Source organism: Paenibacillus oryziterrae (genome assembly GCF_042610485.1).
GTDB lineage: Bacteria > Bacillota > Bacilli > Paenibacillales > Paenibacillaceae > Paenibacillus_AQ.
On sequence record NZ_JBGJZO010000014.1, the window covers coordinates 1 to 20707 of the forward strand.

The 20707-nt window shown below is 36.6% G+C and carries 19 protein-coding genes and 1 pseudogene; 17 read left to right on the forward strand and 3 right to left on the reverse strand.

The genetic code is table 11. From position 1 onward, the window contains the following. Nucleotides 1-109 precede the first annotated feature (109 nt). From ACAN55_RS15255 to ACAN55_RS15305, 11 genes are all read left to right on the forward strand, one after another. Entirely contained in the window at nt 110-418 is a 309-nt protein-coding gene (locus tag ACAN55_RS15255) for a hypothetical protein (RefSeq protein WP_379134367.1), read from the forward strand. After that, nucleotides 388-708, forward strand: coding sequence for a hypothetical protein (locus ACAN55_RS15260; RefSeq protein WP_379134369.1), 321 nt, complete (start codon nt 388-390; stop codon nt 706-708). Before ACAN55_RS15255 ends, ACAN55_RS15260 begins: the two co-directional genes overlap by 31 nt. 271 nt (nt 709-979) lie before the next feature. After that, on the forward strand, nt 980-2059 hold the full coding sequence (locus ACAN55_RS15265) for a hypothetical protein (RefSeq protein WP_379134372.1): 1080 nt from the start codon (nt 980-982) through the stop codon (nt 2057-2059). A gap of 311 nt (nt 2060-2370) precedes the next feature. Next, on the forward strand, nt 2371-2841 hold the full coding sequence (locus ACAN55_RS15270; protein WP_221803540.1) for an NUDIX domain-containing protein: 471 nt from the start codon (nt 2371-2373) through the stop codon (nt 2839-2841). A 9-nt stretch (nt 2842-2850) separates the two neighbouring features. After that, nucleotides 2851-3633, forward strand: a complete 783-nt coding sequence (locus tag ACAN55_RS15275; RefSeq protein ID WP_379134375.1) for a DUF5919 domain-containing protein — start codon at nt 2851-2853, stop codon at nt 3631-3633. Nucleotides 3634-3905: 272 nt separating this feature from the next. Then, nucleotides 3906-4772: a hypothetical protein gene (locus tag ACAN55_RS15280; protein ID WP_379134377.1), complete on the forward strand. Its 867-nt coding sequence runs from the start codon at nt 3906-3908 to the stop codon at nt 4770-4772. Nucleotides 4773-4870: 98 nt separating this feature from the next. Further along, nucleotides 4871-5188 (forward strand): hypothetical protein, encoded by a 318-nt coding sequence (locus ACAN55_RS15285; protein WP_379134380.1) that lies wholly within the window; start codon nt 4871-4873, stop codon nt 5186-5188. Between the two features lie 172 nt (nt 5189-5360). Further along, a complete protein-coding gene (locus ACAN55_RS15290) occupies nt 5361-5873 on the forward strand; it encodes a hypothetical protein (protein ID WP_379134383.1) in 513 nt (170 codons plus the stop codon). 4 nt (nt 5874-5877) lie between these two features. Then, nucleotides 5878-6066, forward strand: a complete 189-nt coding sequence (locus ACAN55_RS15295) for a hypothetical protein (RefSeq protein WP_379134386.1) — start codon at nt 5878-5880, stop codon at nt 6064-6066. Nucleotide 6067: 1 nt separating this feature from the next. Next, a complete protein-coding gene (locus ACAN55_RS15300) occupies nt 6068-6676 on the forward strand; it encodes a hypothetical protein (protein ID WP_379134388.1) in 609 nt (202 codons plus the stop codon). A 300-nt stretch (nt 6677-6976) separates the two neighbouring features. Beyond that, nucleotides 6977-8767, forward strand: a complete 1791-nt coding sequence (locus ACAN55_RS15305) for a TniQ family protein (RefSeq protein ID WP_379134391.1) — start codon at nt 6977-6979, stop codon at nt 8765-8767. A gap of 343 nt (nt 8768-9110) precedes the next feature. Here the strand turns inward: ACAN55_RS15305 and ACAN55_RS15310 are convergent, their stop codons facing one another. Continuing rightward, nucleotides 9111-9620, reverse strand: coding sequence for a helix-turn-helix domain-containing protein (locus tag ACAN55_RS15310; protein WP_379134394.1), 510 nt, complete (start codon nt 9618-9620; stop codon nt 9111-9113). A gap of 197 nt (nt 9621-9817) precedes the next feature. On the opposite strand from ACAN55_RS15310, the gene ACAN55_RS15315 reads away from it, so the two are divergent. The 5 genes and pseudogenes from ACAN55_RS15315 (at nt 9818) to ACAN55_RS15335 (ending at nt 17142) form a co-directional block, all read left to right on the forward strand. Continuing rightward, entirely contained in the window at nt 9818-10585 is a 768-nt protein-coding gene (locus ACAN55_RS15315; RefSeq protein ID WP_379134397.1) for a hypothetical protein, read from the forward strand. Beyond that, nucleotides 10566-12626, forward strand: a complete 2061-nt coding sequence (locus tag ACAN55_RS15320; protein ID WP_379134400.1) for a hypothetical protein — start codon at nt 10566-10568, stop codon at nt 12624-12626. Before ACAN55_RS15315 ends, ACAN55_RS15320 begins: the two co-directional genes overlap by 20 nt. 1 nt (nt 12627) lies before the next feature. Next, nucleotides 12628-13569: a TniB family NTP-binding protein gene (locus ACAN55_RS15325; RefSeq protein WP_379134403.1), complete on the forward strand. Its 942-nt coding sequence runs from the start codon at nt 12628-12630 to the stop codon at nt 13567-13569. A gap of 30 nt (nt 13570-13599) precedes the next feature. Further along, nucleotides 13600-15573: a TniQ family protein gene (locus tag ACAN55_RS15330; RefSeq protein WP_379134406.1), complete on the forward strand. Its 1974-nt coding sequence runs from the start codon at nt 13600-13602 to the stop codon at nt 15571-15573. 431 nt (nt 15574-16004) lie between these two features. Beyond that, a pseudogene (locus ACAN55_RS15335) lies at nt 16005-17142 on the forward strand (IS3 family transposase). A 1029-nt stretch (nt 17143-18171) separates the two neighbouring features. Here the strand turns inward: ACAN55_RS15335 and ACAN55_RS15340 are convergent. Both ACAN55_RS15340 and ACAN55_RS15345 read right to left on the reverse strand, forming a co-directional pair. Continuing rightward, nucleotides 18172-18759 carry a hypothetical protein gene (locus ACAN55_RS15340; RefSeq protein ID WP_379134409.1) on the reverse strand — a complete coding sequence of 196 codons (588 nt, stop codon included), beginning with the start codon at nt 18757-18759 and terminating at the stop codon, nt 18172-18174. Nucleotides 18760-18868: 109 nt separating this feature from the next. Continuing rightward, nucleotides 18869-19438, reverse strand: coding sequence for a hypothetical protein (locus tag ACAN55_RS15345; RefSeq protein ID WP_379134413.1), 570 nt, complete (start codon nt 19436-19438; stop codon nt 18869-18871). Between the two features lie 980 nt (nt 19439-20418). Here ACAN55_RS15345 and ACAN55_RS15350 point away from each other — a divergent pair. After that, on the forward strand, nt 20419-20682 hold the full coding sequence (locus tag ACAN55_RS15350; RefSeq protein ID WP_379134416.1) for a hypothetical protein: 264 nt from the start codon (nt 20419-20421) through the stop codon (nt 20680-20682). Nucleotides 20683-20707 lie beyond the last annotated feature (25 nt).

Below are 20707 nucleotides of genomic sequence, written 5' to 3' on the forward strand. Positions count from 1 at the left end.
AAAGTCCCATGTGTTCTCCCCAACCTTTCTGTTACTTCCATTTTACTGGGTTTAGGAGTTTACACAAACTATTTTACAGACTCGAAAGAGTTTGCTGGCTGTAATTATTTTGGGAGTATTATACTTTATCTTAGGCTTCATAGCTGTTCAACTGGGTTGGATGACTTCATCTAACTATAATTCTTATGCTACGATCGTTGGCGGTGTTGCTACATTGTGCGGTTTAATAACATTTGCGTTACCAAAACTAACAGCTAAAGATATTGAAACACTAGAAATAGAATCACTTCATCGAGTCGCTAAGGTAGCTGAAGAGTTGAACTCAAAAAATACAGAATTAAATTTACGGGCAACTGAAATAACTAAACTAGAACAACAAAAAAAGAAATGGAATTCCTTGTCCGTAAAGCAGGCTTAAGTATATTTTTACAAGATCAAGTTGAAAGAAGTGAAAAAAGAATTCTAGAAGTGATAAGTGAAAATCAAGAAGTATTGCGTTTACTTGGAGAGATAAAATCAAACAAAGAAAAGTTAATAGCTTTAGATGAAGAAATTAAAACGAGCGATCAAGTGCAATTATTACAAGAAATTATTTATAGAGCAAAAATAGAGAATAATGATATTTCTGTTGGATTTCAAGGTTTAACTATAAGGCTAGCCAATCCAATTGATGTATTATACAAGGCAATAAGAAACATAATGAGATAATTGAAAGAATAATCGAAGAAGGCAATTACTGCGCATAACAGAATATTCACGCTGCGGGCCATGCGGCCCTTAATCTGCCCGAGGTATTTTCGAAGATGAATAATCAGGCAGATACGTCCATTCTCCTAAGATAAGAACTATCTATGGGGAATGGACGTCGCGAATACGACAACGTTAAGCGAAATTCCCGAGACCATAAAAAATTATGTCATAACAAGCTTTAAACATTGGGCTCTAATTATTTTTAATTAAAGACTTGGAGGAATTAGTTGTGTCAGACTTCATTCGAATGCATCAGTTAGGATTTTCGGAATCAGAAATTGAATCATTCAATCAGAATAAAATTGAATACAACAAAAGGGCAAGCAACATTCTTAAGAAAAGTAGAGAAGATTCGAAAAAGTCACAATGCTATATATGTGGAAAAGACTCTAGTAGCTTTTGTAATTCTCATTCAGTACCAAGATATTGTCTGGAGCATATAGCTCTAAATGGACGTGTTTATTATTCGGGCAATTTAGTTGATACGCCCATGTTCGATAAGGAAAAAGGAGTAAATGAAGCAGGAACCTTTCGAATAATCTGTAGGAATTGTGATAGTACAGTATTCAGTGATTACGAAAATCCTGAAAACTATTCCAATGTGCCAACTGATAAAATGTTGTCCCAAATGGCAATGAAGAACTACTTGAAGAATATCAGTAAACGTGAACTGGAAATCTCATTGTATAATAATTTATCTGAAATGTCAGGCAATGATCTATCACAGCAGCAAATAATTAATGAGTTGGATCTAAACGAGTATATTAATGGATTTGAATATGCGAAAAAGGCAAGTGAATCCAAATGGAATAATAACTACTATCTATTCTATTATGAAATACTTGATTATGTTGTACCAATTGCCTTCCAAAATAATGTATCGTTGGTAGGTGATCTTGAAGGCGGTGTTATTAATAATATATATCACTCATCTGCTGACTACGTCTTAAAGGATATTCATATTTGTGTTTTTCCATTAAAGAATACTAGTGTGGTACTTATGTTTATTAAGAATGGAGAAAGCAGGTACAGGGCTTTTTTCAAACAATTCAAGAGGTTATCAGTCAACGAGAAACTCAAAGTAATAAACTATATATTGTTCAGCTATTCTGAAGATGTCTTTATTTATGGTGGACTAGCAGATAGTTTATTGAAAGATGAAAGATTAAAATTAGTTGCCAAGCAGACACCAATTGCAATAGCAGACTCTCCATTTTTTGATCCATTAGCACAAGCTTTAAAGACTTTTGATCTAAATAAAAGATCTACTATACCAAATTTATTAGATGAGAATTATAAAGTGAGATGATATGTAAAAATTATAAAGATTAAACTTTGAAAGCAGTACAAGAAGTCGGGAACTTCGCTTAACAGAGTATTCACGCTGCGGTCCATGCGGCCTTTGGTCTGCTAGTGGCATTTCGAAGAAGCGGAATCAGCAGGGAGGCAACCCTGCACTGGCTTAGTCCGTTGGACCCAGGGCAAGCGCCCTTCAAGCCAGTAAGAGTTTGTGAATCCAGCAACGTTATATACAATTCCTGAAAAATTTGTACAAGTTAATGTAATAGTCATGCTAAACTTACTTCTAGCTAGTCAATTAGTTGGGGAGGAATCTAAGTCATGGGTAGAAAAGATTATTATTATGATAATAATGCTCCTAAGCCAAATGTTATTGTTGCAGCAGCTTCTGCTGTTGTGACTAATAATGAAAATCAAATATTGCTCCATAAGAGAAGAGATAATAATTCATGGTCTCTACTTGGAGGGGCAATGGAATATGGTGAAGATATAAAGACAACTATAATAAGGGAAGTGAAAGAAGAGTCAGGTTTGGAAGTTCGGATTGAAAAACTTATTGGAATTTATTCAGATCCCAATCACATAATTGAGTATTCTGATGGGGAGATCAGACAACAATTTTCAATTTGTTTTCATTGCATCGTAGAAGCTGGTGAAATTAGTGTTAGTAATGAATCTTACGAAGTTCAGTTTTTTAATAAAGAAGAGATAACTAAATTAATAATGCATCCCGCACAAAAAATTAGACTGGATGACTTTTTCTTGAATTCTTCAAAATCAATGATTAGGTAGGGGTTCTCATTGGAAAAAAATAAAAACGAATTACTTGTCTATATTGTTGTCGTACTCCTGGGAGTTATTGCTGTTGTAACTGGTCAGTTTTTAGGAAGCACTTTTAAGGGGATACTTACTAGTATCGGGACTTCTGTACTTGCTTCAGCTATCATATATTTTTTGCTAAATCATTTTGTTGGTAGCCCTATCCTTCCTATAATATCCAGTTTACAAAAATTGGATTTGAGTCTAAAAGAGTCAGTGGAACTTCTGAATCAAACATCTAAGGTAGGCTTGGTTGGGATATGGAGTAGAAGAGTATCAATAGACAACGAGGTGTGGATAAAAAAGATTAAAGAATCTAAGTCGAAAATAGATATTTTAGGATATGCCATTCACTTCCTTCCAGAACATTATGAGTTTAATAAACTGATTGAATCAAAAAGTAAAGAAGGATGTCGTATAAGGTTTTTATTAGGGAAACCTGATGGCTATTACATAAAAGCTAGAAACATTGAGGAAAAGAATGAAGGGTCTATTCCCGAAAGAATCGAAACAACGTTGGCTAGATTAGGACCTTTGATCGAACAGGGATTAATAGAAATTAGATTACACGATGCTCCCCTCTATAATTCAATTTACAGATTTGATTCAGAAATGTTGGTGACTCCCCATCTCTATGGGTTAAGAGGAGCTGCAGCTCCCCTAATAAATTTAAAAGAAATCGATAAAGGAATCTTTGAAATATATGGGCAGCACTTTGAAGATATATGGTCGATTTCTGAAGAATATCTGATGTCAGCAGATTAAGTGATATCAATTTTAGAGTAGGGACTTAGCCGGAAATAGAACAATTTCAGGGTTAAGTCCTTATATTAATAAACAATCTATTTTATAAAGCACAAATTACTTAACGCATAGTTATTGGAGACAGGAACAGTATATAACAAAATATTCACGCATCGGGCATACGTCCTTGGTCAGGTATGAAAGGATTTCGGGAAAGCAGGAGCAACCGGACACACAAACGCCAGGCGTCGTGAATACAGGAACGGTATGTGAAATCTATTAAAGGAGTTAATATGAAAAAATCATATAATCTATATTTGGTATTATCTTTATCGTTTATAGTCATTATCTTAATTTCTTTTTTTGTAGGTATAAAACCAGAGATTATTTTTGGGTATTCGGTAGCGACTTTAATTTTTGCAGCCATTGATTTTATTATCGTGTTACAAGAAGGGAAAGGTAGAGTATCTTCATTAAAGAATGAAGATATTGATAGTACATTAGATGAGTACATGGGCGCAATTGACGTAGTTGTTGAAGATACAATGGGAAGTATACGAGATGGGAAAAGAGAACTAGTTAATACTAGAAAGAAATTTTATGAAAAATTATTAGCTCAACAGCCTCTCTTTAATATAAAAAAGAAAAATGTGAAAAAAGCTATGAAGCCGGTTGAAAATATAAACGAGCTAAACAGAGACTTTAAATTTGCAGATGGTCTTTTTGATAAGCTTACCGGAGATTTACAAGCATTGGATCCTGAAAAGCGTGGTAAAAAGCCAAGCAAATTAGTATGGTTGTTCTCAATGGTTGGATTGATCTTAGTGTTAGTTTCTCCATTCATACCTGAGCTAGTATACGTTTTTATTTTTGGTAAAAATTTCAGTTCTATAGGAACATATCTTGTTCTGTTAAGTTTAGCTTTGATTTTTTTAACAAGCTATTTCAGAAGTAAATATGAGGAACAGGCTTTAGAACTTCAAAAGTCACAATATTATGCTATGCTCAGTCAATTTGAAAAAATAAAATTTCAAATGGATTTCAGTATGAAAGATTTAAGAGACGCTTTAGAAGATTCATCAGAAGAATTTGGTGAGATTATGAACTTAATAGCTTCAAGTCTTGAAAAAGTTGTAGAGACAAAAGAAGAAAAGAAATAGACTTCACATAACAAAATATTCAAGTATCGGCGCCATGGGGCGTTTCGTGAATACCAGAACGTTAGTTGGAATTGCTAGGTTACAAAGAGAGGTAAAACATGATGAGAGAATTAAATTCAAGACCTAGGCTATTGAGATGGCATTTCGATGATAAAATTGAAACGGATAATTCAGAAGAATGGAATTGGATAGAGATCACGATGCATTTCACCGATGATTCGAAACGATGGAGCACTTTATACACACCAAAACGATTTCTAAATAACTTGTCCAGACCAAACGTAGATCCACCAGGTCTTCATATTCAACAACTTATTGTAGTCAGAAGCTATGAAGTTAGTGACATTGATAGAGTGCTAAGAGTTTTCGATGAGGAAGATAAATTGATAGAAGCCTCAATGGCATATCCTGAATGATTCGAAGAAGTCAGCAACATTATCTGCATTATATTCACGCATCGGGGCTGACACCAGTCGGACCAGGAAGTCAGGAGTGAAGAAGCGTACGCTGGGACACATCTGAGAGCCTAAGCACATCGCGCTAAGGCTCTAGACGTCGTGAATGTAAGATGCGTTAGTCGAAATTCAATTGGGGATTGACATCATCAAAACACAAATACGAAACAAAATAGAGAATGTCCTTCTCTTTTTATACGAATATGACAGTTATCTAATTGAAAACAATTTACATGAAAGAGCAATTACTCATAGAATAGGATCGTATTTAATCAAAGAGTTTCCGCAATGGGATGTTGACGTTGAATATAACAGAGTCGGAAATGATCCAAAGAAAATCCATGAAATTGAAAGTTTAATTTATGAGGAGATTTACAAGAAAGGCCTCCAAGATCATTTTAATAATAATATGAATGTTTTGCCGGATATAATTGTACATAAGAGGGGAACAAAACATAATTTAATAGCACTTGAGCTTAAAAAATGGTATTCATCTGTTGAAGAAGACGAAATAGATAGAATAAAGCTTAAATGTTACTTGAAAGAAAAATCATTAGAATATAACTATGCGGTTTTTATCAAACTTCTTAAAGATAGGAAACATATACTGGAAGTTTACTCTATCGAAGAATTGAACTTCGGTTAACATAATGTTCACGCTTCGGCGGACGAACCGCCTTGGTCCGGCGGGATTAGATGAGGAGTCGGGGATGCAATTGCTAGTAGCAGGCAAACGGAACAGCCGGACACATCCGACATCCGACATTCGTCAGACGTTGGGAATATGTGAAACGTTATCTACAATTGCCCAAGTATATAAATTCAAAGGAGAACAATAACTTGAATAAATTTGATAACTATTACAGAGCTAGCAGTTTTATTATTGAAAAGACCCGACCCGTATTTTATCTATTTGATAAAATTCCACTGAGAATCCCCTACAGATGGCTAAGTCTTAACCAAATGCATCTTATGAAAGAGAGGTTAATACATAATTATTCCGATTCAGAACTTAGAACTTTAAAAGCTGTGGTAAATAGTGAAATGGAGTCAAAAAAGAACTTTGGACCTAATAATATTCTAATTACAGTTTTTATTACGGGGGTGTTTACATTTTTAATTAGTTTTTTTATTTCATATATTAATTTTGTTGGTCAAATTTATACCATGTCTCTCAGAGGTGATATTAAGGACACTGAAATTTTGAATGAAATTAATGCAGATTTAAATAGCCATTCAACTGGATCAAAGTTTGAAGAATTCTTAACTAACCTTTTTACTGAAAATATGACAGGATATTATAAGTTTTTCTTTATAGCATTTGGATTTATTATCATCTATGTATTTTGGTATAAATTTAGTTTCATGAGACTAGTAAAGTTGGATAATATTATAAACCAATCAATTGAAGAAAAGAAATTAACTGAAGAATATAATGGGAAAAAATAAACTGTTGCTGACATCGGAAGATGATTGAAATTCTGCTTAAAGAAGAGGCAACAGCAGATAACACCATTTTCAGGCATTAGGCGATTCGGACATAAGTCAGCCTGAGGCATTTCAGAGGAGAGAAGTTAGGCGGATACCCGCACCATCTAACATCATAGTTGCAGGTCCCGTTTTGAAGGACAAGCCTGATCAAAGGCTTGTCCTTTTCAGATTCATTTATTATCTTATTTTTTTGAAAGGATAAATGAATATATTATCTCAACGCTGGAGATCAATGATGATAGTTCCTAAATTCATAGAGTGACAGGTGAGAATATGAACCCATTAACAGTGAGGATGAAAATATCAGATAGCGAGTCGCTGCAAAGTTATTTAATGCGTTGTGCCAAAGTAAATGGAAGAAGCTTTCATGAGCTTTTTAATTTACTTAAGAAAAACAAATATAAGTTATATAGCTGGGATTATCACAGGCTTGATTATTGTCCAACGAATGTGATTAATACTGATTCCCTAGAGCAAATCACCCATCTCAGGAACTCGGAAATACGCAATGCAACATTTTCAAATGTCATCCATACGTTTAAGGAAAGCGGTAGTGAGACTACATGTAGGTTTCTTAATAACTTGATACGAGACAAGCTACATTACTGCCCAATTTGTTTAGCTGAAAAAAAACAGATCAAACTAATCTGGAAGATAACGGATGTAACCACTTGTTTGATACATCAAAGGCTGCTCCTACATAAGTGTGCTCACTGTAATAAAGAGATTGATTACCAAGAGATTTACCAAGTTGACAAATGCCCGTACTGCCTACATGGGCTGGCTGATAATACTTCACACCATGAACATTTAGAAGATGATCTTGTTCAAAGAGAAGAATGGTATGCAAAAAACTGGATGTATTTGTTGCATAATCAATCTGAAGTACAGCTAAGTTCTAATGACATAGCGATTCGGCTTCTTTTCATTCTTAGTGAAAGAGCTGCCCTCTTAAACAAAAGAGAGGTTAGAGGGAAGATTAAAGAAGCAACATTTATTCACTTTCTCCAATGTGCCCGAGGAACAAGGAAGAGGAATTCTATTCGCCTCCAAACCCTGTTGTCCATATTGTATAAGCATCACTTTGAAATCGATGATTTTTTAACATTGAAGGTACCAGTATCATTTGTAGACTCCTTGATGCCTTCAAGGGGAGCATCATTATCTCCTACTTGCATAGCTCCGTGGTGCTTGAATTTTGGGTCCTACATGTCACTAATTAAAACACCGTCAAAAAATATCAAGAGTAGAAATCAGACTCTAAAAGAATACTTGGTTTGTAAAGAATGCGGCTGTGAATATGCTACCACGACTCAAAATGAACTCATTGAAAGAACCTATTTCATTTCCGGATATAAAATATTGTCCAGTAGGGATATTTCCAAATTGACTTGGCCAGAGAAGGAGAAGGTATTTGGACTGAAAAAAAACCGCATTCAACGGATCTGTGCCTATTTTTATACAAGAGGTATCTTTACGGAGAATAATTTCAAAAATGAGTTAGAGATGAAGAAATTACAACTTTTTTGTGATGCGATTTGCCGAGGGGATTCAATATTTGAAATTCAGCATTGGAAAAATTGGAAGAATGATGATCAATATTTAAAATATAGATACCATCCATTGGTCATTAGGACAATAGTTGAATGTAATTATCAACAAGAAAGATCAACAGAAGTGAACCTAAATAAAGAGTTTGGGAGCCTTGTCAAGGAGATCTGCGAGTGGATGGTGAGTGAGAATAAAGCAATTACGATATCATCCGTTTCTAAAACAGTCGGTTGTAGTGCTACAACTTTACGCAGTAAGGGAGGGGCTATTATCGTTGTCAAATATAAGGGTATTCAACAGGAAGAAAGTGTAAAGGCACTAAGGAAAAAAGTTTTAGATCAAGTGATTTTCTATTTCGATTCTCATATAGGTCACATTTTCTCAATAGATTTATTTAAGAATCTTGAAGTTAGCAGGACTACACTAAAGAAACAAGCTCCAGAGTTATGTACAGAAATCGAGCAAATGCGAAAAGAACGAAATTACCTTTGTAGTTAAATCTCTGACGAGAGTTTTTTTAGAAAAAAATATCCGTATAGTTATAAAATATAACTATACGGATATACTAATTTCTATTAACAGTAAAAGGCGGGTGATAGTTCTGAGAATGTTAAGTTTAGCTGTGGTTACGCCAAAAGGAATTCGATTTCACTCGATTTATTATTCATGCCCAGAGGCTATCCTATCTAAATGGTTTGAGAGAGCGAGGGTAGAAAAAGAATGGAAAATACTCGTTATATATGAACCGGAAAAGGTAGAGGAAATCCAATTATATATCAATTCACAATTTGGATGGGTAAAGGGAAATGCAATTAATTCGTTCCTGAAACTATAAGGACATTTACATCCTGATTATTCTTCCTTCGGCTCCCATTATGAAACAAACATCGGTTTCATTTTCCACCTGATCCAACAGGTTTTGCTTTATAGATTTCACTGATTCTATTTCATTGATTATAGTCTTAATCAGTAATTCTCTCTCCAAATGGCTAAGCAATTGATCTTTAACGACAATACCATAGGAGGAGCTAAGAAGCTTAATCAAGTCAAAAGTGACGTACCCTTTTTGAAGTGACGATCCAAGCTCTTGTTCTTGGTCAGCGATAATATCCAGACGAGTTGCCATATCTAATTGATCACTAAAAATATCTTCAACTCGGCCAAGCAGATAGTCTGTTGATGTCTTTAGTATTTCGGCTAGTTTTGCCATATCTTCATTATCCGGTGAACTGTAGCCACGCTCCCAGTTGGAAATGACCTGAGTGGATACTCCAACTAAATCTCCAAGCTGACGTTGCTTCAACTTGATATTTGTTCTTAATTTGCGTATCCGATCACCAAAAGTATTCATTTCATCATATCCTTTCTTCCGTTACTTTTTATTTATTTTAACATAAACTAACGGAATATTGGAATGATTAATTGACAAGAGATGATTAATGGATAATAATAACGAAAAGCGTTCTTTTTTAAGAATAATAACGAAAAAATGAAATTTTTAATCCTTTCAGTAAATAATGCAGTGAGGAATGCAGAAGGAGTTGAAATATGGATTGGGATCATAAAGATTGGATTTTGGAAGATCAGCTTTATTACCCGAAGAGACGTGTTGATAATAAGATCAGCTGGCAGAGACCACATATTATCGGTTCTATAACCAGTACTAAATTGAATAATCGTGTGGTCGAGTACCATTCCTTAAATGAGCGATTGTTTTATTATTTACTTGAACTCGATCCGGGAGTTATTCGATACTACGTTCAACCTGTGGAAGTTGCAATCAAGCATCTTGATCCTGAAGGACAGGAGAAATTCTGGATGCATGTACCAGATGCACTAGTTTTTCGAAAAGATCAAATTCCTCTGCTTGTACAAATTAAAGAATCACCTGATGGACAAACAAAAACATTTGTACGTTGCAATCAAGCATGTTCATTTCACTCTAATAATGTTGGATGGAAGTATGAGGTTATCTATCCCAAGACACTTCCGGATAAAGTGTTATTAAACCTCAAATTCTTATCGCAATTCCGTAAGTCCCGCAAATATTATGAACAATGGATTGATCAGGTAATGAATAAAGCGGCTTATCTAGAAGGTGTCAGTATTATTGAATTAGCCTTAAGTTTCTCTGGAATAACAGACTTTCGCATAATCCTGCCGCTAATCTACCATCTTATAGCAAATGGGAAGTTATGGGTTAATATCCTAGAACAAGTATCTGAACAGACGATAGTTTCAGTAGGTAATGTGTTGAATCCCTTTGAACTAGTTTTTCAGCAGGGAGGTTATTTGGATGAAGTTACACAGAGTTAAGGAGAACATGGAGTTTCAATTAGAAGGAATTAGATATAGGGTAACGGAAATTGATCCGCCAAAAGTTTTTGCTATCTCCACAGGGTCTATTGAAGAAGTGGAATTTAACTACTTTGAACTTATTAATCAATCAACATTTTATTCCGTTGATACCTTGATTGATAAAGCAACTCAACAAAAAGAGGAAAAAAAGTTTGTATCTATACTCGATACTATAACTGAAGAACAAAGAAAGGTGGTTGAAGATCGCTATGATATGATTCGGCCTGTCTTGTTATTGGAAAAAGCAAAGTGTGGGGATGTTCGAGCTGCAGCTACACTGCAACAAAAATATAGTCATTATTTTAAAAAGAATACGATTGCACAAATGACTCAAGAAGCATTAATTGAACTGGTGGCAGCCGTATATAATTCTTCTAACCGGACAATAAAACGAAGGCTTGCAGAATACCGAAAAGAAGATTCTGCGCTTCCCAATCGAGGCAAGGAGGGATTAATACCTAAAGTATTCAAACACAATTTTAATCGAATAGATTGTAAAGTATTAGAAGTTTGTCACCCAAAAAAGCCGGATTTAGTCCTTGATCAGATAAGGGTTAGGTTACCGGAAGAGATGCTTCCTATCATTAAAGAAGTAATTGAAAAAGAATATCTCACCTTAAAGAAGGATACTCCCAGAACAGTATTCGAATCTATTGAAGCTAAATGCGGGAAACAAGGAATCGCCCCCCCCATTTACGATACGGTATATAAAATATTAAGCAGACTCGACCCGGAAATTAGATCACGAATGAGGGAAGGGAGAAAAGGCCAAGAACAATACAACGAAGTCAGCAGAGGATTTTCTAATAAGGAAGCAATGTTTCCATTACATATTGTAGAGATCGATCACACACAATTGGATATTGATGTGTTGGATGAAAGATCTGGATACGTTATTGGGAGACCCTATATTACCCTTGGAATTGATGTGTTTAGCCGAATGGTATGGTGTATGGATATTTCTTTTGAACCTCCTTCGGCCAATAAAGTCCGGCAAGCTCTCATGCATGGTATGTTCTTTAAAAATGTAAAGGAAAAGTACAAAACACTAAACGAGTGGGATGTCTATGGTATTCCCAATATTATCTATATGGATAACGGTCCAGAATTTAAAAATGCTGATGTAAAACGGATGATTAATGAAACGTTAAAGTCTGAAGTTCAATATCGACCAGTCAAGACACCGCGGTACGGTGGAACCATCGAACGCCTCTTCGGAACGATAAATTCGAAATTAATTCATCGATTGGATGGAACTCGAAAAGGGAGCGTTATTGCAAAAGGGGATTATGATTCTGAAGCTGAGGCCATATTTACTTTAGAGGATATTCGAGAGCTTTTAACTGTTTATATTACTGATGTCTACCATCATGAAGTTCATAAGGGACTACCATTTTTTTCACCTGTACCAGCAAAGAGATATTATGATGGGCTACACAAAGTGGGTCTTCCTGAATGGATTGATAAGGAAGACGAAGAGTTTTATCGGATGGAGTTGTTGCCGGTAATTTTAAGACCATACACACGTGACGGTGTACGCTTCGAGAGTATCATCTATAAAAGTACTACTAAAGCTAAACGCTTTATTAAACCAAGGACGTATAAATATAAGATTAAATATGACTGTAGCGATATATCCAAAGTATATTTACTAGATGTAGAGACCGGAGAATATATAGAGTTACGCCCTCAGCAGGAAATGTTAGAGGAAACAGAGGGCATGAATCAATACACATTCAAAAAAGTTCTAGAAATCATGAAAGATAAAGGATTATTGGAGGCCCGAAAAATCCCTGGAGTAAAAAATATTAAGAAAGCTAAGGAAATGTTGGCAGAAAGGGTAGAACAAAGGGCGAAAACTAGAAGAAAAGAAAGAGCTCAAGCAGTACGAATGAATATGGAACTTCCAAATGTTAGACCACCAGCATCGGTTAGCTCTCCAAAACCTGCTACGCTCAGTCAGTTGTTTAAACAAATAAAACCAAGAGAGGATGAATAGCATGATCAATCCATCACCCATTAAAGAGAAACCATCAAGTTTTGCGGAACGTGTTGCGAATTTAAATATTCTGCATCCAAAGGTTCAAGAAATTTGGTCATTACTAGATTCTATTCGTTATCATAATTCTTTCCAGGGGGGAAGAAACTCTCCAAGGCATCGCTTTATTATTGGTCTTTCCGGAGTTGGGAAGACTCAAATGGTAAAACGATATGCTGAAAAAAACGAAGGGTATACTCATATAGATGAGGACGGTACTGAGAGAGATATAAGACCGGTTCTGTATGTTAATTTACCTGATCCTTTTACAATAATGGAACTTTACCAGAGCGTAGTTCATAGCTTAGGGGCACCTCAAATTCCAGGACGCCCTTCTATAGGAGATGTTAAGAGGCAAGCATTCACACTCCTTAGCGAGCAGAGGGTTGAAATGGTTATTTTTGATGAAATGGACTACATATTATCTTCACGCTATGTTAGTAATGAGGAAGCAATGAGTGCGATAAAACATATTTCAAACCATGGAGGGGTATCCGTTATTTGTGTGGGAACATCCGCTATTGAAAGCTTGAGAAAATTGGATTCACAGTACTTCCGCAGGCACCCCCCTACCTGTCTGGACCGTTTCAAAAAGTGTGATGAAGAATTTCTTCAATTATTAAAATCAATTGAAGAACAATTGATGCCTCCCCATGAATTAAATCTTTCAGATGTATCTGCAGTTCACTCTCTTGCACATATTCTTCATAGAGCTAGTTATGGTTTAGTAGGCTATTTAACACCAATTCTTCAAGAAGCATTTCTTCTTTTGGGAGTTTTTGAACCTGAGTTTAACGAAAAAACAGCAAATTTAGCACTCGAATCGGTTTTGGAAAGAGCGTATACAAACATAATTGGTGAGGTAGCGGAAGAGGAATTAGATAAAATGATTCTTACAGAATAATACCTTGGTGTGTTTAGAGGAGGATTCTTATTGAAGTTTGGTATTCGTTGCAAACCACTCCAAGGGGAGTCATTATCAGGATATTTAGAGCGTCTTTCCTATCGAAATGGCTTCCCTTTCTTGAAGTTGATCAGATTACTATATAAAACAGATAAACAGTATTGGAAATCTCTAAGTAAAATTGACTTGTATTCAGATACGAATATAGACATAGAAAGAACGGCGGAGCTTGTAGATCTATCTGTCACTTGTTTAAAGTCAATGACCATGCAACCTGCACATAAACTATATCAGAGATTCTCACCAACGCATTCGCTCAAAAAAAGCATGCATAATCACCATCGACGATTTTGTTCAACTTGCCTATCAGAAGGTGTAACTCATCGTTTGTTTTGGCAAATTCATGAAATAAAAATTTGTGATAGACACCATATGAAATTGCAAAGTAACTGTACGAATTGTGGTCATTTGCAACCGTATTTAAATCGTAAACCACTAACGAGACGTTACTGCGACAATTGCGAGTATGATTTAGCTGTAGGGTCTGAATCGAACGAACTTGCACTTTCAGCATCAGTGATTGATCAACAACTAAAAGTGTATAAAAGTTGGGAATATTTATTCAGCAGAGAGATTGGTGCAGCGTCCCTATTCCAGAAGGATGAGTTATCCTACTGTATGTCTCTTTTATACGCAGGCCAACATTGTGAAGAAATGTTTGATATAAAAAGATTAGGGGCAAGTGATAATGAGATACAGATAATATTGAGTGCAATAAGAGGGTCGAAGTGGGGGAATGTAGTCACTATACCTCGGACAATGAAAATTATACACTCTCGGAGTATGACATTGGAAGAATTCTTAAACTTGACTGTCCCGGGAAGTTACTCAGAAAGCGTTGAGAATTATGTACGTGGAGTCAAAAAAGAATTTGGTCCCTGCTTAGCACCTTGGTGTAAAGCATATTTATCTAAAGATTCAATGAGGGCTCTTCATAGACAGAAAAACAAAATACTTCGAAACAATAGAAGATATAACCATCTAGCATGGTGTACAAGTTGTAGCCTAATATACGGGAGGAGTCGGAATTCGGAGTGGGAAGAGGTAGATAATTATATCTCACATGGCTATGCTGTTGCACTAAAACTTTTAGAAGAAGGGTTCTCAGTTTTCGATATACGGAAGCAGATGGGTGAGTGTAATGTGGTTTTATTAAGATGGTTTGGCTATTTCGCTAATCGAAAGGTTATCTCTAATCAGTATATTATAAATTTTTTACCGCATACCATTGATCAGAGTTTTCTTGAAAAAATGATATCACTTGATACTCGTCCCAAAAAAGCTAGAGTGGAATCAGCAAAAGCGCTTTTTCAATGGAAAATGAGAGATTATTTTTATTATTTGGGTGATGCAAGAGTTATGGAGCATATAGCTCTCTCCTCAAAAAAGATCCAGCCTAAGGGACAAATTGCGAGGAAACTTCTGCTCCCTAGGGTAAGAGATACCTTAGAGTATCTACTGAAAAATGAAATTGAAATAACATTTCAGTCAGTTGCCTTAAAATTAAATGTGTCAGCTAGTCTTATGAATGCTAATGGTTATAATCAATTGATTAAGGATTATAGGAATAAACAGATTCTTCTGTTTCGTTCCAAACTTTATCATCAAGCGGAAATATATATATTAAGCCAATCTAACAGTCCTGGTCTATTTATGAAAAATTTTTACCGTAGCATTGGGAAAGCCGAGACTTTGATTGATTCATATTTCCCTGAGTTTAAACGCTGGGTGGAAGATCAAAGAGTTATTCATAAAGTACGGTATAAGGAATATCAAGAAAAACACCTTGCTGAAAAGGCGAGGAAAGTCATCGGCGAATTAGCAATTCTTGGAGAAAAAATCACTCAAAGTTCATTAGCAAAACACTTGCATGTTAGTCAAAAAGCTATAAGCACTAATCCATATATTATTGAAATGATAAATGCCTATTACATAAATCAATGAGGTATAAACTAGATTACCCCAAAAATCTAATGATTTTTCAAATAACGACGACATGAAAGATTCATTTTATCATATTCGGTTGCCATTCAAAAAACCTCCTAAATTATGATTAGATTTTATTCAAAAAAGTACATACGGTTGAGCAATTGGTTCAACTCCAGTTTAATTTGGTATTCCAGACCTCGACTCCAATATTCACGATTGCTGAATTTGGTCATAATAATTCTTATGTGCTTCCTAAAGGCAGAGTCTGCTGCCCATTCAGTTTTATAAATATCTTCGACCTCAGTCCTCATTCCTTCATAAGTAAACCACTTGGCCATCCGAAAGTAAATTGGGGCTGACCCCATAACGTGAGACAAATCAAAACACCTTCAAGAGAATGGAACCTTGTCGTAAGATAGGGAGATAACCTTGGAGGTGTTTTTGCGTTGGCAACCAGAGTGAGCTATCCCGTAGATATAAAGATGAAAGTTATCGAAAGGAGATTGGCAGGAGTACCCGTGAGAGAGGTCATGGAGCAGCTTGGAATACGGAATAAGGCGCAGCTACTGACATGGAAGAGATGGTATCGAAACGGTGAACTGCATCGAATGGAACAACCTGTGGGTAAGCAATACAGCTACGGAAAAGGTCCAGAACATTCTTCTGAGCTTGAGAAGGTAAAAGCAGAGAACCGGTTTCTTAAACAGCAATTGGATTTGCTAAAAAAGTACAAGGAGTTGGAAAGGAGGTGGAACCAGCGGTCGCCGTTGCCTGGATCGAATCCATTCGAACAGAAGTAACGGTATCTGAGGCTTGTGCATGGCTCGGGATCGCGCGAGCTACCTACTACCGCTGGAAAGCGGCTGGAACTCGAAATACAGAGCAAACAGTGGAAAAGATCCGGCAGCTTTGCACGCAGCACAAGTTTCGGTATGGCTACCGGAAAATCACGGCGCTCTTTCGGGCAGAAGCGCCTATTAACCACAAACGGGTTCAGCGGATTATGCAGCGTGAGGGGCTGCAATGCCGGGTGAGGATGAAGAAACGAAAAACTACGGGGCAACCGGCACAACCTGCGGAGCATCTGCTAAAGAGGCAATTTCACGCGTCCGCTCCCTTGCAAAAGCTGGTCACGGACATCATTTGCCGTTTGGTGGCAAGATGCTGTACCTTTCAAGTGTTTTGGATCTGTACAACGGAGAGATTGTCGCTTACAGTATAGCGGACAGACAGGATACATCCTTGGTGTTGGATACACTGGAGCAGCTTCCGGAGCGGACAAACATGCTGCTCCACAGTGACCAGGGCAGCGTGTATACGTCTCAGGCGTACCAGAGCGTGGTCAAAGGAAAAGGCATTACCATGAGCATGTCCCGTAAAGGAACGCCCGCTGATAATGCCCCCATCGAATCGTTTCATTCCACACTAAAGTCTGAAACGTTCTACCTCGAAGATCTCATGTGTACAACGACTGCAATCGTTGAACAGACCGTTCGAGACTACATCCACTACTATAACTCAATTCGGATTCAGGCGAAACTAAATAACCAGTCACCGGTAGACTTTCGGCGACTGGCTGCTTAAACTTGCAAGGTGTTTTGATCTCTGTCTCACAAACGGGGTGCAGTCCCTTTTGAGGTAGATGTTTTGAAAAAACTTCCATCAATACGTTTGCAGCTTCCTTTTCCGCTTGACGCTTGGATTCGGAATCAGCAATATTATCGAATGAGATTTCAAGATTCATTGCGCGATTAGTGAAGAAAACGGACAACCACTTTTGGACCATGCTTCGAAGATGCAGAACGAAATTTTCGTAAATAACAGCTCGCGTCTCGTGTCCACTTCCATACTCCAGCTTTCTTTTATGAGTATAAACTGAGCGTCCATGGTAAGTTTTTCTTTTAGACTCATATTGGAAATAGTTGTTTTGTGAATCTCGGGCATTAAGAGCAACCATCGTCTCACCAAACAGATTCAACATAACCTCTACATCGGTATTAATCTTAATTGTTAAGGCGGGCTTAGCGATATCCTTTACCTGCAAATAGCGAAGTCCTTTACTATCCGGCATATGAGATTCGTTTACTTGTCGCACAATATCGAATAGGGCATCGTAAAAAAACTCATTCGTTAACTTCATTTCTTTCATGACGTCGCCCACTAAGGATTCTAGTTGCACTGAATCAAGTGAGATAAGTTCCAATTGGGTATTAATCCCAAAATTATGGGTCCATTTTTTACTATCTTCTTCGTTTTCCTTCACCAACTCATCAAACGCTTTTTTTGCGAATTTCACTGCATTCTCTTTTAGTAAGCTGAGATCTCCTTCTGCCTCCATACAGATTTCTTTCATTCTAGAATATACCCGGAAATCTGCTCTAGTCCTCAAAATCTTTACGGGAAGACCATTCATTTTTTCCTTAATTTCCTTTTGGTTTAGAAGTACCTTGAAATTGTCGTAAACTGTTTTCTGAGCATCTGCACCGCAGAGAAAGAGAAAAGCATCAGTTTTCAGTCCTAGATTATGCTTCATCGTATCCTGCATCACATCAAGACTTTCACCTGTTTGGGTTAACCCTGGCGTATCCAAAATATTTAACCTTAGAACTTTTCCTAAAATAGCCTCTTGATGGAAGTTGGCCTAAAACGATGATAAAAATGCAGCGGAAGGTCGAACGCAATATGCCAATTCATCCAACACGAGAGAATAGGCGCTTTTTTATCATATGTGCTTCGAATCAATGCTTCAATAGGATTCTCAATCGTCTCGTGACTTGTGGTTGCATTTTTATTGTCATCAATAATACCATCAATGACTGCATAAATCTGGTCGTCATAAAGCCACTTGCAATTCTCCATAATCTCATTTTGAATAAAACTATGAAGTCGTTCAAACCAATCAACGACGTTATTCATAGGTGCGGCCAGGTCGAAATTTGTAAGTCGCTCTTGAATGACCATTTCGTATATTTCTTTCTTTTTGGGCTTTGGATAAGCAGTTTTTGTTTCCTTCTCCTTTTCCCGAACTGCATCACGAAGATTTGGAATCAGAGCATCAATTAACTTTGCCAGTAAGTCATGGAGTTCATCTTTCGTCGGACAACCTGTCTTACGCTTCTCAACGTAGTCTGCAAAATGGTATGCCCGGTCTCGTGGATTCAACAAACTATAGGTAGATCGAATTATTCCTTCATTTTCCAACATTAACCTTCGATATTGCCTTATCTCTGAAAAATCAAATAAGAACCTTCTTTAGCTACTCCGCCGATGAGTGGATCTCTGCATTGACGATCCCTTGCTCCGAAATTGTTCAGAAGGACTTCGTTGGTCCGACTGAATTCATTGGCCCACTTGATACTGCGTAATAATCATTTATCAGCTCATATCCTGCTTCATCATTGTAACGATTATATTTACATGCAAACTTGATGTTTTGTATACGGCTGGGATAACCACATTCATATGTGAGTTGTTTTCGCATGTTGCCTTCATATATCCAGAGTAGGATCTGGGTTTCACGAAATTCTTCGTTCAACAACCCCGCAAGTGCCGCGCCGTTAATATTTGCTCGCAATTCTTGAAGTAGAACAACGGGCTTATAACATTTTGGTAGGAGTACTCGGTATAGACTAAAGAGCTCTTCCTGAATTAAGTGAATGAATTCGTGAGCGAGAATGAATTTGACAACGTTCGGTTGTGAATCCATAAAACATTCGATAAATTTTTTTTGGAGTTTTATATTCCCCAAAGCGGTTACTCTTCCCAATCCCCCTTTGTCGTTTGTGTAGATGAGTTTGATTTTTCGTTTGAATTTCGTTTTTTCCTGAAATTCGGTTATCCATTGGTATAATTCGGGGTATTTTTGATTTGGTATCTTCATTTCTATGAACCTCCTGGTTGTAGTTTTCCCCAGAATATCATGTAGGTGCGTCTGTGGTCAGCATTTAACCTGTTCTAGTCGGTTCGAGTCCCATTTTCTGCTGAGTAATAAATCCCACTTCAACAAAGATATATATCTTCGAATTCTCGAAATGGTATTGTGATGGATCTCGGCAAGAATAATGATTTTGGTTAAAGGGTCTATTTTTCGATTGGTGTCTTTTGTGACGAACCTTGACTTGGCACGATAGTAAGTAACGCCTGCATAGAATCTCGCCAGTCGCTGTTTATGCTCTAGTTTAGGGAATGGCTGCTACTTTACCCGGACGTGCCCAATGACCTCCGATAATGACTGAAACGTTTGTTTTCAAGTTATCTGCAGGATTGTTAGCCTTTTGGAACCGCCGCATGCGGACTCGAGGTGTAAGTTGCAACAGGCTGTGCTCATTTGAGTTATAGTCTGTTTTTATACCAAATTCAAAGTGAAAAACCTATTTGAACCTTTTTTTTGGTATGTATACTTTTACTTTCAACTGCTGATAATGTTAGTGAGTATAATTAATGATTTTTATGGATGGGAATGATGATTTGTCATATAAAGAGATTTTTGACCTTCACGTACATCTGCTTTCAATCTATGAAAAAAACAATTCACCAAGCTCTTATGAGCGTGAAATTAACTATTACAGACAACAATATTTTATTACTCAAGATATTGTTCAAAAAAATTTGTTTTAAATCAGTTAATTTTGATTTATGAAAAAAGTAGAAAAGCACAAATTAGATGGGGTTCGGAGTCGTACTTCTGAGGTGAAGAAAATGACCCTCTTGTAGAAAACCATACAACATGAATCTAGTTCATCCAATTCGCTTTGATGCTATACTCTATTATTACTAAAACAGATTTTAAATGGTGGCAGGAAGTAAACGAAAGATATAATTTGTTGTATATTAGAAGAACAAACGGTAGGAGGTGAGAGGTTGAATATTCCCACTAAGCCTTATTATGCAGTTGATAAAACCATATATTTTACGGACGGGGTTGAAGAAGTGTTAATCTACACTGTTGATCAAGATGATGCTGTTGAGGCAATATGTGAGTTGCTTAATAGTGCTTATGACTCAGCATATCAAGATGGTTTAAATGCTTCTTTAAGCGGACATCACAAAGAACTGCTTGATAAATTGCTCATGCTAACAATGGAGAATTCTCGACTGAAAAGTTTAATTAAGATGAATGAATAAAGTGAATATTTTCATAGTGTAATTA

Coding starts and splice junctions, on each gene's coding strand:
- ACAN55_RS15260 (WP_379134369.1), top strand. CDS start 388: ATGGAATTCCTTGTCCGTAAAGCAGGCTTAAGTATATTTTTACAAGAT.
- ACAN55_RS15270 (WP_221803540.1), top strand. CDS start 2,371: ATGGGTAGAAAAGATTATTATTATGATAATAATGCTCCTAAGCCAAAT.
- ACAN55_RS15280 (WP_379134377.1), top strand. CDS start 3,906: ATGAAAAAATCATATAATCTATATTTGGTATTATCTTTATCGTTTATA.
- ACAN55_RS15285 (WP_379134380.1), top strand. CDS start 4,871: ATGATGAGAGAATTAAATTCAAGACCTAGGCTATTGAGATGGCATTTC.
- ACAN55_RS15295 (WP_379134386.1), top strand. CDS start 5,878: ATGTTCACGCTTCGGCGGACGAACCGCCTTGGTCCGGCGGGATTAGAT.
- ACAN55_RS15310 (WP_379134394.1), bottom strand. CDS start 9,620: ATGAATACTTTTGGTGATCGGATACGCAAATTAAGAACAAATATCAAG.
- ACAN55_RS15315 (WP_379134397.1), top strand. CDS start 9,818: ATGGATTGGGATCATAAAGATTGGATTTTGGAAGATCAGCTTTATTAC.
- ACAN55_RS15320 (WP_379134400.1), top strand. CDS start 10,566: ATGAAGTTACACAGAGTTAAGGAGAACATGGAGTTTCAATTAGAAGGA.
- ACAN55_RS15325 (WP_379134403.1), top strand. CDS start 12,628: ATGATCAATCCATCACCCATTAAAGAGAAACCATCAAGTTTTGCGGAA.
- ACAN55_RS15345 (WP_379134413.1), bottom strand. CDS start 19,438: ATGAAGATACCAAATCAAAAATACCCCGAATTATACCAATGGATAACC.